Origin of the sequence: Synechococcus sp. HK01-R, from assembly GCF_014217855.1 — a bacterium.
Taxonomy (GTDB): Bacteria; Cyanobacteriota; Cyanobacteriia; order PCC-6307; family Cyanobiaceae; genus Synechococcus_C.
This window is the reverse complement of record NZ_CP059059.1, coordinates 614,925-628,598: the sequence shown is the minus strand read 5'-3', so window position 1 is coordinate 628,598 and position 13,674 is coordinate 614,925. Positions and strand designations below refer to the sequence as shown.

At 60.1% G+C, this 13,674-nt stretch carries 15 protein-coding genes; 4 read left to right on the top strand and 11 right to left on the bottom strand.

Annotated features, from left to right (window positions below; translation table 11 throughout):
* Positions 1 to 88 precede the first annotated feature (88 nt).
* Positions 89 to 1,162 (top strand): 3-deoxy-7-phosphoheptulonate synthase, encoded by a 1,074-nt coding sequence (locus H0O21_RS03345; RefSeq protein WP_185190372.1) that lies wholly within the window; start codon positions 89 to 91, stop codon positions 1,160 to 1,162.
* Positions 1,163 to 1,285: 123 nt separating this feature from the next.
* The gene (locus tag H0O21_RS03340; RefSeq protein WP_131455082.1) at positions 1,286 to 1,606 is read left to right on the top strand and encodes a hypothetical protein; all 321 of its coding nucleotides are present in this window, start codon (positions 1,286 to 1,288) and stop codon (positions 1,604 to 1,606) included.
* Here the strand turns inward: H0O21_RS03340 and H0O21_RS03335 are convergent.
* The 6 genes from H0O21_RS03335 to H0O21_RS03310 all read right to left on the bottom strand — a co-directional run bounded on the left by H0O21_RS03335 (position 1,603) and on the right by H0O21_RS03310 (position 8,320).
* Positions 1,603 to 2,196: a diacylglycerol/polyprenol kinase family protein gene (locus H0O21_RS03335; protein WP_185190850.1), complete on the bottom strand. Its 594-nt coding sequence runs from the start codon at positions 2,194 to 2,196 to the stop codon at positions 1,603 to 1,605. The genes H0O21_RS03340 and H0O21_RS03335 overlap by 4 nt on opposite strands.
* Before the next feature lie 53 nt (positions 2,197 to 2,249).
* A complete protein-coding gene (locus tag H0O21_RS03330) occupies positions 2,250 to 3,272 on the bottom strand; it encodes an RpoD/SigA family RNA polymerase sigma factor (protein ID WP_185190371.1) in 1,023 nt (340 codons plus the stop codon).
* A 215-nt stretch (positions 3,273 to 3,487) separates the two neighbouring features.
* Positions 3,488 to 5,653 (bottom strand): polyphosphate kinase 1, encoded by a 2,166-nt coding sequence (ppk1, locus tag H0O21_RS03325; RefSeq protein WP_185190370.1) that lies wholly within the window; start codon positions 5,651 to 5,653, stop codon positions 3,488 to 3,490.
* A gap of 43 nt (positions 5,654 to 5,696) precedes the next feature.
* Positions 5,697 to 6,959 carry an MFS transporter gene (locus H0O21_RS03320; RefSeq protein WP_185190369.1) on the bottom strand — a complete coding sequence of 421 codons (1,263 nt, stop codon included), beginning with the start codon at positions 6,957 to 6,959 and terminating at the stop codon, positions 5,697 to 5,699.
* Positions 6,960 to 6,980: 21 nt separating this feature from the next.
* Complete coding sequence (locus tag H0O21_RS03315) at positions 6,981 to 8,060, bottom strand: anthranilate phosphoribosyltransferase family protein (RefSeq protein ID WP_185190368.1); 1,080 nt, start codon at positions 8,058 to 8,060, stop codon at positions 6,981 to 6,983.
* A 62-nt stretch (positions 8,061 to 8,122) separates the two neighbouring features.
* Positions 8,123 to 8,320, bottom strand: coding sequence for a hypothetical protein (locus H0O21_RS03310; protein WP_185191049.1), 198 nt, complete (start codon positions 8,318 to 8,320; stop codon positions 8,123 to 8,125).
* 231 nt (positions 8,321 to 8,551) lie between these two features.
* Between H0O21_RS03310 and cynS the strand changes: the two genes are divergently transcribed.
* Positions 8,552 to 9,004: a cyanase gene (cynS, locus tag H0O21_RS03305; RefSeq protein ID WP_370523102.1), complete on the top strand. Its 453-nt coding sequence runs from the start codon at positions 8,552 to 8,554 to the stop codon at positions 9,002 to 9,004.
* A 72-nt stretch (positions 9,005 to 9,076) separates the two neighbouring features.
* On the opposite strand, the gene H0O21_RS03300 is transcribed toward cynS, so the two are convergent.
* The 5 genes from H0O21_RS03300 to H0O21_RS03280 all read right to left on the bottom strand — a co-directional run bounded on the left by H0O21_RS03300 (position 9,077) and on the right by H0O21_RS03280 (position 12,964).
* Entirely contained in the window at positions 9,077 to 9,817 is a 741-nt protein-coding gene (locus H0O21_RS03300) for a HEAT repeat domain-containing protein (protein ID WP_185190367.1), read from the bottom strand.
* Between the two features lie 5 nt (positions 9,818 to 9,822).
* Positions 9,823 to 10,713, bottom strand: a complete 891-nt coding sequence (locus tag H0O21_RS03295; protein ID WP_185190848.1) for a formate/nitrite transporter family protein — start codon at positions 10,711 to 10,713, stop codon at positions 9,823 to 9,825.
* A gap of 62 nt (positions 10,714 to 10,775) precedes the next feature.
* Positions 10,776 to 10,910, bottom strand: coding sequence for a ferredoxin--nitrite reductase (locus tag H0O21_RS03290; RefSeq protein WP_131455075.1), 135 nt, complete (start codon positions 10,908 to 10,910; stop codon positions 10,776 to 10,778).
* A gap of 96 nt (positions 10,911 to 11,006) precedes the next feature.
* On the bottom strand, positions 11,007 to 12,548 hold the full coding sequence (locus H0O21_RS03285; protein ID WP_185190366.1) for a ferredoxin--nitrite reductase: 1,542 nt from the start codon (positions 12,546 to 12,548) through the stop codon (positions 11,007 to 11,009).
* Between the two features lie 224 nt (positions 12,549 to 12,772).
* Positions 12,773 to 12,964: a hypothetical protein gene (locus H0O21_RS03280; RefSeq protein ID WP_185191048.1), complete on the bottom strand. Its 192-nt coding sequence runs from the start codon at positions 12,962 to 12,964 to the stop codon at positions 12,773 to 12,775.
* A 48-nt stretch (positions 12,965 to 13,012) separates the two neighbouring features.
* Here H0O21_RS03280 and H0O21_RS03275 point away from each other — a divergent pair, with 48 nt between their 5' ends.
* Complete coding sequence (locus tag H0O21_RS03275; RefSeq protein WP_255441111.1) at positions 13,013 to 13,666, top strand: CbiX/SirB N-terminal domain-containing protein; 654 nt, start codon at positions 13,013 to 13,015, stop codon at positions 13,664 to 13,666.
* Positions 13,667 to 13,674: the final 8 nt, after the last annotated feature.

Below are 13,674 nucleotides of genomic sequence, written 5' to 3'. Positions count from 1 at the left end.
GGCATCCATTCTTCTTGTTGGGGTGAACGGACCTGGTGTCGGATGCTGCCGGGATTGTCCGTAATCTGGGTTTTTCTTGGCGCGGGGTATGAGCACCACCACCTCCGATTTGCATGTGGTGGAGACCCGCCCCCTTGTGGCTCCCTCTCTGCTTCACGCTGATTTGCCCACCGATGCGGCGGCGACACAGACGGTTGCAGCGGCCCGTGGACGCATCCAGGCAATCCTGCGGGGCGAGGACCAGCGGCTGCTGGTGATCGTGGGCCCTTGTTCGGTTCACGATGTTGACGCGGCCCGGGAGTATGCCCGCCGTCTTGCGCCTCTGCGGGAGCGTCATGCCGATCAGTTGGAGGTGGTGATGCGGGTGTATTTCGAGAAGCCGCGCACCACCGTTGGCTGGAAGGGGTTGATCAATGACCCGCACCTCGATGGCTCCTACGACATCAATACAGGCTTGCGGATGGCACGCTCGCTGCTGCTGGATCTGTCCCGCGACGGTATGCCGGCAGCCACTGAACTGCTGGACCCTGTGGTCCCCCAGTACATCGCTGATCTGATCAGTTGGACGGCGATTGGCGCACGCACGACAGAAAGTCAGACCCACCGGGAGATGGCTTCAGGCCTTTCGATGCCAGTCGGTTACAAGAACAGCACCGATGGCAGTGCCACGATTGCAATCCATGCGATTCAGGCCGCCTCGAGGCCCCACCATTTCCTAGGGATCAACGGTCATGGTCATGCCTCGATCGTGAGCACCACCGGAAATCCTGACGGTCATCTCGTGCTGCGTGGGGGCAGCAGGGGCACGAACTACCACCTGGAGGCTGTGCAGGAGGCGTCTGCGGCTCTGGTGCAGGCCGGACTCCCCGCCCGCTTGATGGTGGATTGCAGTCATGGCAATTCCAACAAGGATTTCCGTCGTCAGGGAGAGGTGCTCTCAGCAGTTGCTGATCAGGTGCGACAGGGTTCAGGCCAGTTGATGGGCGTGATGCTGGAAAGCCATCTCGTGGAGGGCAGCCAGAAGCTCAATGCCGACCGTTCGGCCATGACTTACGGGCAGAGCGTCACAGATGCCTGCATCAGCATCGACACCACAGAGCAACTTCTTGATGGTTTGGCAGCAGCGGTGGCCGCAGGTCGCCCTTTGGCACTCTCCTCGTGAGAGTGCCAAGATTGTTGATCATTAATTCGTTGATGTGCGCCAGTTAAATAATTCGTTCAGGCTGAACTTCGCATCGTTGCGTATTGCCTAGGTTGAGGAAACCTCTTAGGAAGGCTGAGGCCTATGGTGTTTCTTCACTTCTTTGGTTTCGGGGATTCACTGCGTCTGTTTGAGCTCGAGCAGGAAACTGGGTTGTTACTCAAGGGCTTTCGCCCGATCCAGTTGGACGCTTTGTTGCAGTGGACGCAGTGGATGGCTGTTCAACAGCACTGGGATGCTGACCGGCTCCAAGGCCATGTGATGGCGTTGTGGATGGAGAAAGCAGAGCAAATCACCAGCTGGCAGGCGGGATTGCAACGGCTTCCCAGGGAACAGCTGCTCGTGGTGGGTCTTGGAAGCCACGGGGACTGGCAGCGTCACTGGGAGAGGCTGTTGCGGGTTTAGGGATTCAGGCTCCACCAGCAGATGGCCACAGTCACTGGTACAGAAAAGTTGTCGATGCCCCACCGGCTGAGTTGTTCAAGCACTGTGGCCAGCCCCGCGATGATCAACAAACTGGTGAGCGGTGGAGACGGCGAGGTCAGTGCTGCCAGCACGATCAGCACCAACAGGCTGACCAGGGCCATCGTGAGGGTTCCGAGCATCGACTTGCGCTGACCCCACAGACGCCAACTGGCGGAGGGAATGCCGCGACCGATTAATCCGGCAAGACCATCGGCGCAAGCCATCACCAGCACACCGGCGCAGACGGCATCGGCATGGTCAGGCCAGAACGCAATGAGCAGCACGCTGATGGAAAGGCCATAGGCGACGGTGCCGTAGCTGTGGCGCTCGATGTCCTCGACGGCCGGCAGCAGTCGCCAGCGGTGATTGATCAAGGCCACCAGGGTGACCAGCAGTGCGATGGGAATCGCGACGGCCGCCGTAATCCCGAGCCACCAGGCCAGAGGGACGACTGGACCGGTGCCGATGTGCACGATCTTCCGGCTCAGCTCTCGACGCTCCGGCCAGAGCCTGCGGGCGACCACTGCCATGCCGAGCACGCAGGCCAGCCAGGCGGCGATCACCAGCAGGGGCAGGGGTGTAATCAGGCCGCCTGCTGGTGGTTGGTCATGAGCCGCAGCTTGAGAATGGCCTTGGCCTCCAGTTGGCGCACCCGTTCACGGGACACGCTGATCTGACGACCAATCTCTGCAAGGGTCAGGGGCTCTTGGCCATCAAGGCCAAAGCGAAGGCGGAGAATCTTCTGCTCCCGCTCATTCAGCTGGGAGAGCCAGCCGCCCAGATGCTCCTTCTGGATGCTGCGGTCCATTCCCTCCATCGGCTCGCTGCCATTGGGATCGGGAATCAGTTCACCGAGGGTGCTGCGATCTTCTTCGCCGCGGGCGTGAGCGTCGAGAGAGGCGCAGGGGGCGCTTTGGGCGATCAGGTCTTCCAGATCCTGTGGTTCGATCCCCATGGCATGGGCCAGCTCTAGGCGATTGGGCTGGCGACCGAAACGATGGGAGAGCTCACGGGAGATGCGCCGCATCTTCGAGAGCTTCTCGCTGATGTGGATGGGCAGGCGAATGGTGCGGGCGCTGTTATCGATGGCCCGGGTCATCCCTTGACGGATCCACCAGTAGGCATAGGTGGAAAATTTGTAACCCATGGCGGGATCGAACTTGTCGACAGCCCGCTCTAAGCCGATCGCCCCTTCCTGAACCAGGTCCAGCAGTTCCAGGCCCTGATTTTGGTATTTCTTGGCGACGCTCACCACGAGGCGCAGGTTGGCCGCCATCATGCGATCCCGGGCGCGTTTGCCCATGCGGATCTGATGCTTCTGGCGTGGGCTGCGCTCTTGCTCAGGCAGCTCGAGCAGCTGCTTCATGGACTGCACGTGGTGTGCAAGCTCGATTTCTTCGGCGGCCGTCAGCAGAGGAATCCTGCCGATGCTGCTCAGGTAATAGCCAATGGAATCAGTGGACAGTCGTCCGCCCTGGCGGGACTGACGTGATCCTTGCGCTGGTTTGGATGCACCATCATTGCGAACACGCGATGTGTTCGGCAATACAGGTTCCGACGAAGAAGCGCGATGTGCTCCTTCGACAGATTCCAGAGGGATCCCCATCACCCTGGCCTCCTGAGATTAGATTTGCGCGCAATTTAGCACTATGAGCTGAGGGTGCGTTGTATGAATTGGAAGCTTTTCAGGACATTCGAACGAGTTTGATACTTGGCCGTCTCACTTCTGTTGGCGATGCAGATATTGAATGGAAGCGACCTCTGTTCCCTGTAGGAAACTGATTATTTTGTCAGCCAATGTTGTAGCAGTCGTAACGAAGATCAAGAATCGTTTGCATTGGCTTCTTTGAGCGCTGTTTCGGAGGGAACGCCCTGCCGCCAACGATCGATCAGTTGCAGCTGGGAGTTGCAGCTTTCAGTGTCGGCGAAGCGGCGCTGGAAACTGCCATCGCTCTGCATGTCCCAGGCACCCTGGTTGTCCGCCAGGTAGAGAGCGAGCAGGCGCTCCAGTTGCTCGCGCAGGGCTGGCTCCTCGACAGGGGTCACCGCCTCCACCCTGCGGTCGAGGTTGCGGGGCATCCAATCCGCACTGCCGATGAATACCTCGGGCTCACCGCCATTGGCGAACCAGAAAATCCGGGAGTGCTCGAGGAAGCGGCCCAGGATGCTCACCACACTGATTGTTTCACTGAGACCTTCTCGTCCAGGAAGTAGGCAGCACATGCCGCGAATGATGAGTTCAATGCGCACCCCTGCCTGGGAGGCTTCATAGAGAAGTGCGACGATCTCCGGATCCACAAGTGAATTCATTTTGGCCCGAATGTGACCGGTGCGACCCTCGCGGGCGTGATCGATCTCCCGGCGAATCAGTTGTTCCATCCCCTTGCGCAGGGACACTGGGGCTACGAGCAGGCGACGGAAACTTTGCTGTTTCGAGAAGCCCGTTAGATAGTTGAATAGTTCCACCAGATCCTGGCCCAGTTCCGGACGGGCAGAGAGAAGCCCCACATCGGTGTAAAGCTTCGAGGTCTTGGAGTTGTAGTTGCCAGTACCGATGTGCACGTAGCTGCGCAGGCGCTCCTTCTCCTTGCGCACGACCAGCACGATCTTGGTGTGGGTTTTGAGGCCGATCACCCCGTACACCACATGGACGCCGCATCGCTCCAGGTGTTTGGCCCACTGGATGTTGTTGTCTTCATCGAAGCGGGCCTTCAGCTCCACCAAAGCCATCACCTGCTTTCCGTTTTCGGCTGCACGGATGAGGGCGGCGATGATCGGTGAATCCTTGGAGGTGCGATAGAGGGTCATCTTGATCCCCATCACCAGTGGATCATCAGCGGCCTGATTGATGAATTCCTCCACGGAGGTGGAGAACAGGTCGTAGGGGTGGTGCAGCAGCACATCACGCCGACGGATCACCGAGAAGATGCTTTCAAATTCCTCTTCCTTGATCGAGCCGTCCTCGAGCATGCTGCGCTGGGCCCGGGACAGAATCGCTGGGGTCTGGCCGCTGTGGCCCTGATCTTTGAGTTGAGGCAGGGGGATTGCCAGCAGACCAAAGAGGTCATCGAGGCCGAGGGGACCACCGATTCGATACAGGTCTTCCTCTTCTACAGACATGCCTTCCATCAGCATGTCGATCACGTCCTGGGGCATTTCATCGGCCACCTCGAGGCGTACCACCTCTCCACCCATGCGCCGTTTGCGCAGGCCCTGCTCGATCGCGATCATGAGATCGTCGGCCTCGAGATCACGCAGTTCCAGGTCGGCGTCTCGGGTGACGCGGAAGAAATAATGGCCTTCGATCTTCATGCCAGGGAAGAGAAGGCTGAGGTTGAAGGCCACCACCTGCTCTAAGGGCACGGCGGTGTGGAGGGGCTCACGCTCCAAATCGCTGAGATCGGTAGGGATCGCAACGAACCGGGGCAGGATCTTTTGGGGCACCTTCACCCTGGCCAGTTGGCGTTGGCCTGACTGGGGATCGAGGATCAGGGCGGCGACGTTGAGACTCAGGTTGCTGACGAAGGGGAAGGGATGGGCCGGATCCACGGCCAGCGGCGTGAGCACCGGAAAGATTGCTGTCTGGAAGAAGTTGTCGATCCAGAGGCGCTGTTTCTTGTTCAGCTGCTCGTAATCGAGCAGGTGGGCGCCATGCTCGCGCAGCTGTGATTTCAGTCGACTGCGGTAATGCTTTTGTTGCTGCTCTAAGACCGGCGTCAGCCGTTCGCGGATCTTATGCAGCTGCTCAAGGGGAGTCAGTCCATCCTCACTGCGTTTGCTGATACCAGCCTCCACCTGACTCTTCAGGGAGGCGACTCGCACCATGAAGAATTCGTCGAGGTTGTTGCTGAAAATCGCGCTGAATTTTGCCTGCTCCAGAAGGGGTGTTCGCTCATCGAGTGCGAGTTCCAGCACTCGTTCGTTGAAGGCGATCCAGCTCAGTTCCCGGTTGATGTAGTGCTCCGGGGCCAGGTGATGAGCGGACATGGGTGGGCCTGGAGAGGCGGCTGCTGTCCGCGCAACGTAGCAATCACGCTTTGCCCCGACTGTGTTCTGGAGAGCTTGTGTTCAGGTCTGTGTTTCGGGGTAGGGGGCTGCCGCTGACCAGCAGGATGACCAGGGCAAGGACCATGGCACCGCCCAGGAAAGGGCTGGCGGCACCGACCAGGTCGTAGCTGAGTCCGGCCACGGGGGGGCCGAGAAAACTGCCCAGACTCTGCAGAGCCTGAAGGCTGCCTAGAGCAGCACCCTGGCCCTCGCTATCCAGGCGTCGAGACACCAGGCTGCGCAAGCTTGGCGTCACCAGACCTGTGCCGGTGGCCAGAATCGCCACGGCACTGAACACCCCGACTTGGGCTTGCTCAGGATCCGTGGCGGGAATCAGCAGGCAGCCTGCAATCACCAGTCCGAGTCCGATCAGGGTGAGACGCCACTCACCGAGTCGTTTCACCAGAGGTCCGATCAGGCCGCCTTGCACCAGGGTGGCGACCACTCCGACGATCAGAAAAGCAGTGGTGGCCAGCTCCGGGCCCCAGTTGAACCGCTGCTTGAAGTAGAGCACCAGGATGGCGGTGAAGCCGTTGAAGGCCAGGAAGAACAGAAAGAAGCTCAGACAGAGACGTCCCACCGCTGGGTTGCCCATCACCTTGGCGATCTGAGCAAAGGGGTTGAGATCCCGTTTTCGCGGCATTGCCCGGCGGGCATCACGGGCGTGGGTCTCCGGCAGCAGCAGTAGAACCACCACCAGGTTGAGCACGGCGAAGCCTGTGGCCACCCACACCGGCAGGGTGACTGAGATGCGGGCCAGCTGCCCTCCGAGAAACGGTCCGATGATGAAACCGAGTCCGAAGGCCACGCCGATCAGACCGAAGGCCTGAGCTCGGCGTTCCGGTGGGGTCACATCCGCAAGCACGGCTCCTGCCGTGGCTGCAGTGCCGCCACTCATGCCATCGATCAGCCGCGCTGCGAACAGAAGCATCAGCGGCAGGGTCGATCCGATCGGCCAGTCGAGGCTCACCGTGATCGCGAACAAACCGAGCCCTAAGACCGAACCGCTCACACAGGTGGCGATCACGGGCCTTCGACCGAAGCGATCACTCAGGGCGCCGATCAGCGGTGTGACGGTGAACTGCGCGAAGGCATAACTGCCGGCGAGCAAACCCAGGGTGCGTCCATCGGCATTGAATCCCGCCAGCAGAAACGGCAGGAGCGGAAACACGATGCTTTCACCCAGCCGGTCATTGAGCAGCGTCAGAAAGGCGCTGAGCAGGGTGGGAACGGGAGGCCGACGCAAGGCTGGGCGCTGCGGAGGATCTCACCCTCCTACAGCAGAGCGCCAACGGATCAGAGACTCGAGCATGGTTTGGCCCTCTGCCTTCTGCAAGCACTGTTCCGCGCGCTCCAGGCCGGCACTGAGGCTTGCACTGACACCGCAGAACCAGAGGTAGCAACCGGCATTCCAGCGCAGGGCTGCCGCCAGGGGGCCAGCACCGCGGAGGGCTGCGTGGGCCTGCTCCGTCCAGGCTTCCAGGTTCGTCCACTCCTGGTCGGGGCCGAAACAACCGTGATCGCGCGGATGAAGGATCATCCGCTCCGCTGGTTTTGTGCGGCGCATGCGGGCCGTGATGCAGGCCCGGCTGATCGGCAGGTCTGTGCTGCCTTCAAGCCCTTTCACCGTGATCACATCCTCTTCCCCCAGCAGGCTCAGGGTTTCCCAGGCGCGGCTTTCGGTGGGTGGGTGCACAAAACCACTCACGAACAGGTGGTCGCCGTGGTGGGCAGTCCAGAGCAGTTCGGCACTGGCCACCGGTGGTCGTTTGCCCAGGTCGTCCCGATGACGGATCAGGCTGTCGGCGAGGGGGAAGTGGTCGGGCTGGTGGATAAGGGCGAGGCCATGGTGCTGGAAGCCAGAGGCCACAGCGTTCAGGGGCAGCCCCTGGAGATCCAGGCCCAGATCTTGGAACAGTTCCAGGGCTGTGACGCCGTACTTCACCGGCATGCGAGCGCCAGCTTGGAGGACCACCGGCTGACCGGCAGCGCAGAGCACCAGAGCGGTCAGGGGGTACAGAGGTGCTGTGCGGGTGCGTCCATCGAACGGCATGCCAAAGCAGACCGGCTTTGGCTGAGCCGACGCGCTGGTCAGTTGCGGGCCCAGGCGTCGGTAGGTGTCCACCATCCCTGCCAGTTCTTGGGGTTCCGGACGACGGATCCTGTGGGCGATCAGGAAGGCACCGATTTGCGTGTCCGATGCATGCCCTTGAAGCATCAGAGCGAGGGCTTCATCGGCTTCCCCGCGGCTCAAGCCACGACTGGTGTGCTCACCGCTGCCAACTTTGCGCAGCAGCTCTTTGAAGCGTTGGCGGAGCTCAGGGGTGCTGGTGGCCGACTGAGGCACGGTGGAAAGCCCGTCATGGAGCGATCGTTCTTGATTGCCTCACCCTCTGGAGGTAACAACCGCTACCAACGGGCAAGGCCGATTTGCAGGCCATGGAGGGGATGGTCCGGATGCTGGCGTCCCTCGGCGTAATAGAGGCGTTCAACGATCAAGTTGGGGAAGCGTTGCTTTGAGCTAGCTGCTCTTGGTCTCCAGATCTTGTTCATGGTCGCGGCCATAGTCGACCAGCTTGTCGTGAGTGTGCGGCGGACGAATGCCATGACATCATGATTTATTGGTGCATTCATAGTGCAAGGATTGCTGCCAATAATCTGTTAAAACGGCTGCCAAATGCTGGTCAAAATCCTTTGATTCTGTAGTCGATGCTTCAGTTGGATGCTCCCGATTCGGAGAGGCTCATTGAGCTGCTGAGAGGTCTCACAGGAGATGCTGTTCTTAAGGCAGTTCCCATTATTTGTTTCAACATGACCGCATCAGCTCTGACTCCTTCATTGGCCTCGCCATCTCAGGCCACTGTCACGGCCACCCTGATGGCTGCCAAAAAAGCGAAGGGCATGACTTTTGCTGACCTCGAGGCAGCTATGGGTCTCGATGAGGTGTGGATTGCATCTCTTTTTTATGGTCAGGCCACAGCATCCGCGGAGGAAGCCGCCAAGTTGGCTTCCTTGCTCTCCCTGGATCCTGCGATCACCGCTGCTCTGCAGGACTACCCCACCAAGGGCAGCCTTGATCCTGTGATTCCAACCGATCCGCTGATCTATCGCTTTTACGAGATCATGCAGGTTTATGGCATGCCTCTAAAAGACGTGATTCAAGAGAAGTTTGGCGACGGCATTATGAGTGCGATTGACTTTACTCTTGATGTTGATAAGGTCGAGGACCCCAAGGGTGATCGTGTCAAGATCATGATGTGCGGCAAATTTCTCCCATACAAAAAATGGTGATCAATCTTCTTGTGGATTGAGATAGCTCTAAGCCAGGGTCCGATCAAGTCGGACCCTTTTTTATGGCTTGTTTTACCGATTGCGAAATTGCTGCTGCAACTGACGCATGGCCAAGTCTCGCCGCTGGGGTCTCGATAACTCGACGACCAGAGTGCCCAGCAGTTCCTGGCTTCGGGGGGTGGCCATGCAGCCGAGAGCTTTGAGGGCAGCGGCGGCGGCGGCATCGGATCCCGTGCGGCATAAGCCAGCGAGGGCATCGCTGATGCAGGGCTCATCTCGGCGCTGCAAGAGACGGATCGCCGCAATGGTGACTGGGTCCCGCCAATCGGCCAGGGCCGGAGCGCACAGCTGAAGCAGCGTGTGGGCATTCAGTTGATGGGCCTTGAAGCGCAGAAGCTCAAGACCCGCTAGCCGCGTGGCCTGTGGGGCTGCTTCCAGGATTCGCTCCAGTTCCGTCAGCGTGAGTTCGGCTCCCCAGCAGCTGAGCGCTTCGAGCAGGGGGAGATCCGGGCATTCGGCGTCAGAGTCCTTCTCGCGCAATTGACTCAGCAGCCAGTCGCGCGCGGGGGCCTGATGACACAGGCCAGCGGCGTGCACCAGATCCGGCCGGTTGCCATGCCTGCGGATCAACGCCCCGATCACGGGCCATCCCCGCGGCCCGAGCATGCCGAGCTGTTCACTGATCGCACTGCACAGTGCAGACGAAAGGCCAGGGGAGTAAGCCTCCCCCAGCCAGTCGGGTTCCAGAGGAACCCTCCGCGATTGCGACAGCCGCTCCCAGAGGGCAGCCTCATCGATTGCACGGGTAGCCATTCGGATCAGCGTGCCCCCAGTTCGGCGGCGAGCTCCCGCTCGAGCTTCTCGTCATGCTCCCGCGGCAGCACATCCGCGACAGGAGTGCGATGGGTGCTGTAGAAGAGCATGCCGATGAACACCATGCCGCCGACGATGTTGCCCAGGGTGACTGGGATCCAGTTCCAAACGATGACCTGACCGAAGCTGACCCCAGAGCCGAGCAGCGGTCCAGCGGTATGCAGGAATTGATTCACCACGATGTGCTCCATACCCATCGTTTGGAAGGCGGTGATCGGTAGCCAGCAGGCCAGCAGTTTTCCAGGCACGCTCTTGCTCACCAGGGCCATCGTCACGCCAAGGCAAACCAACCAGTTCGCCACCACGCCGCGCAGGAAAGCGAGGAAGAGTCCGGTGCTGCCGAGGGCCTCGTATTTGGTGACCACATTCAGCTTGTTGAGTTTGATGATCGTTGCGGCGACCACCTGCCAGCCCTTGCCGCCGTCAGCGGCGGCTAAAGGTGCCACGTGACCGGCGCTGGTGAGGCTGGCCCACATGATCAGCGCCACCACGGCCGTGCCGATGAAGTTGCCAATCCACACCCAGCTCCAGTTGCGGAAGGTGGCGCTCCAGGTGCTGCGTCCCGCCCAGGTGGACATTGGCAACAGGGCGAAGTTGCCGGTGACCAGTTCCATGCCAAAGAGCACGATGCTGGCAAATCCAAAGGGGAAGAGCAGGGAGCCGAGGAAGGGCATCTTGCTCTGGGCTGCCACGGTGAGGGCAAGGATCACGGCCAGGCCGAGAATCGCGCCGGAATAGAAACCACGAATCAGCAGGTTCTTGACGCTGACAGCTGCTTTCTTGCCGCCGGCAGCAATCATGCCGTCGACGAGTTCATTGGGCAGGACATAGTCCATTTGTGAGGCAGTGGCACTCATGGCGTTGATCTCTCTGGGGGATGTTGTTGGATGCAGCAAGCTCAGCCGCTGATGCGATTCATCAACTTGGAAAACAGGTCGCGCTGATGGGCGGGACGCAGGATCGGTGCTCGATCCCGACCGCTGGTGCTGAACCAATTGACGAGGCGGGAGAACAGATCGCGTGAGGTGCTCATGATTTGGAGGGGTGAGATTGAACGGTGATGAATGGGTCCTGATCCATGGCTTCAAAAGGTCAGCGCCACGGATGCCGTTGCTTCAGGGAGTTGGGTTCAGGAGCGCGGTTTGGCTCCGAACTGTTCGATCAGCACCTCCCGGAGCACCGAGTGGATCTCCTCGGCCGGAATCGCCTTGCGGTGTAGTTCGCCGATCTGTGGATTCGCTCCCTGCGATCCCCCCAGGGTCAGGGTGTAGCCCTCTCCCATCTCGCCCTGACTGTTCTTGGCCTTGGTGCCGGTGAGGCCAATGGCACCCATGTAGGCCTGGCCACAGGTATTCGGACATCCTGTCCAGTGGATTTTGAGTTCAGCGGGAAGTTCCAGCTCGGCGTCGAGACGTTGGGCTGCTTCCAGGGCCTGATCTTTGGTGTTGGTGAGGGCGAAACCGCAGTAGGTGTTGCCAGTGCAAGACACGGTGCCGGCCGCAAGGGTGCCTGGTGCCAGAGGGAAGCGCTGCACGATCGGGTCGGATTCCAGGACACCGATCTGTTCGGTGGGAATGCCCACAAGGATCACGTTCTGATCCTCTGTCAGACGCACCTCACCGCTGCCGTAGCGGAGGCTGGCGCTGGCGAGATCCTGCAGATCATCCGCCGTGAGTCGGCCCACGGGTACGTGCAGACCGGCGAAGTGGAGTCCCTCCTGTTTCTGGGGATGGATGCCGTAGTGGGAGCGTGGTTCGGCATCAAAGACTGAACCGGGATCCGGGGTGAGAGTTCCGAAGCGCGCCTCCACCATCGCCCGGAACGGTTCCAGCCCCACCTGGTCGAGATAAAGGCGGAACCGACCTTTCGGACGCTTGTCGCGCTCGCCGTTGTCACGCCAGATGCTGATCACTGCATCGGTCATGGCGCAGATCTGATCCGGCTTCACCCAGGCATTGAGGGGAATGGCGTAGGCATTCATCTGGGAGGAGAGGATGCCACCGATCCAAACCCCGAAGCCCAGTTCGCCATTGTGCTCGACCGGATGGAAGACGATGTCGTTGTGAAGCAGAAAATTATCCTTCGACCCGGCGACAGCCGTGTTCCACTTACGTGGAAGGTTGGAGTAATCGCTGTTGCCTTTGGCGTGGTTGGTGAGAAAGTCGTTGAGTGCTTGGGTGTATGGGCGTGTGTCAACGATTTCGGTGGGATCGATGCCAGCGAGTGGGTTGCCGGTGACATTGCGAGGGTTGTCAAACCCAGATTGAATCGTGCTGAGTCCGGCTTCCTGAAGGCGTTTCAGAATTTCAGGTAGATCAGAAAGCAGCACTCCGCGCAGCTGCAGATTCTGACGCGTGGTGATGTCACAGCTGCCGTTTTCGCCGTAGCGCTCCACGATCGAAGCGACAACGCGCAGCTGATCGCTGTTCAGCACACCATTCGGCACCCTCAGGCGCAGCATGAACTTCCCTGGTGTTTTCGGGCGCCAGAACATGCCGTACCACTTCAGACGCAATTGCAGATCGGTTTCGTCGACTTGCTCCCAGCCGATTTGGGCAAAATGTTCAATCTCGCTGCCAACCAGAAGGCCATCCTTTTCGGCTTTGTTCTGCTCGATTTTGTTGAGCTTTTTCCCTTCCAGGTAGTCCCTGGTGGCTGCGCTGAAGGTCATGGATCGACGGGTGAAGTGCAAACGTCTCTTTGAGGACGTGTTGGGCAGCACTTCAAAAGGAAAGGCGCGCTGCAGGGAGGTTTTAGCGGCTGACTGGTGCGACGTTCGGTAGCGGATCTAACCAAACGGCCAATGGGTGCGAGCCCGCGATTTTGTCTGTTTCGCTACACGTGAGTGCGGCGCTTTCTGGCTGCATGGCAGCGCCCAATTCATGGGGGTCCTGGTCAGTATTGACGACCGATTTCACCAAGCATGCGCACGGCGCCCTGGCGGATCATCCACCAGACTTTTGCCATCGCCGCCAGGTCGCGATCGAGCTCCGACCGTCTCTTGGGTGTTGGCCGCTCGTGACGCCTGCGGTGGGAGATGGCGTTCGGTCGTGGGCGTTGTCTGGGCATGATGCAGAAGGTGTTCATCGCTTCGGTCTGACTTCATCAGCGCCTGCTCGTTTTGATCCGTGGCGGTTGTTACGGAAACCCGGCTCTCTCCAGCGATCAGCTCTTCGCTTGGTGGTGCATGGCCGCAGTGGCGGCGAGATCCCATCGTGTTGGCTCGAGTTGGCTGATGCGGTGGCGTGTCGTCGCCAGGCCCCAGTGCTGCTTGAGGCCCTTACAGCGGCTGAACCGGCACAGACCAGAGGTCTGTCCCTGACGTCAGACCCCGAGCACGAGTGGCTTGTTCCTCTGTTGCTGTTGCCCGGCAGTCATGTGCGTTCCGATTTGCCAGAGATCCGCCAACGGCTGCGCGAAGCAGGGACGTCCATCACCCTGTTGCCTTTTCTAGGCGCCTGGCCCTACTGGCGAGACTTGCTGGGTCGCTGGCTGTCATCTGCGGATGATCTGGCTGCGGCATCTTGGGCGGTGGTTCATCACCCCGTGAGACCGGGGCCTGCCGACCGCTATCTGAAACTTCTGCAGTCTCAACTGGGTTGTCCGTTGGTGCCGGCGGATCAGTGGGAGGTTTTTGAGACCGAACATCCCGGGTATCAGCCTCGGCCACTGGCACTGGCACCGAACCGGATGTCGGAGGCCCTGCGTCAGGCTGGTGGATCGCCTGCACTGTTGGAGGTCCCTTTGGTGCGCTCCGGTTTGATCGATCTCCTTGCTGCTCTCCCGTGACCGAAGCG

Excerpts from the sequence above, each read along its gene's own strand:
- H0O21_RS03345 (WP_185190372.1), top strand. The coding sequence starts at position 89 with ATGAGCACCACCACCTCCGATTTGCATGTGGTGGAGACCCGCCCCCTT.
- H0O21_RS03340 (WP_131455082.1), top strand. The coding sequence starts at position 1,286 with ATGGTGTTTCTTCACTTCTTTGGTTTCGGGGATTCACTGCGTCTGTTT.
- H0O21_RS03335 (WP_185190850.1), bottom strand. The coding sequence starts at position 2,196 with ATGGCAGTGGTCGCCCGCAGGCTCTGGCCGGAGCGTCGAGAGCTGAGC.
- H0O21_RS03330 (WP_185190371.1), bottom strand. The coding sequence starts at position 3,272 with ATGGGGATCCCTCTGGAATCTGTCGAAGGAGCACATCGCGCTTCTTCG.
- ppk1 (WP_185190370.1), bottom strand. The coding sequence starts at position 5,653 with ATGTCCGCTCATCACCTGGCCCCGGAGCACTACATCAACCGGGAACTG.
- H0O21_RS03310 (WP_185191049.1), bottom strand. The coding sequence starts at position 8,320 with ATGGCATTCGTCCGCCGCACACTCACGACAAGCTGGTCGACTATGGCC.
- H0O21_RS03300 (WP_185190367.1), bottom strand. The coding sequence starts at position 9,817 with ATGGCTACCCGTGCAATCGATGAGGCTGCCCTCTGGGAGCGGCTGTCG.
- H0O21_RS03295 (WP_185190848.1), bottom strand. The coding sequence starts at position 10,713 with ATGGACTATGTCCTGCCCAATGAACTCGTCGACGGCATGATTGCTGCC.
- H0O21_RS03290 (WP_131455075.1), bottom strand. The coding sequence starts at position 10,910 with ATGAGCACCTCACGCGATCTGTTCTCCCGCCTCGTCAATTGGTTCAGC.
- H0O21_RS03285 (WP_185190366.1), bottom strand. The coding sequence starts at position 12,548 with ATGACCTTCAGCGCAGCCACCAGGGACTACCTGGAAGGGAAAAAGCTC.
- H0O21_RS03280 (WP_185191048.1), bottom strand. The coding sequence starts at position 12,964 with ATGAACACCTTCTGCATCATGCCCAGACAACGCCCACGACCGAACGCC.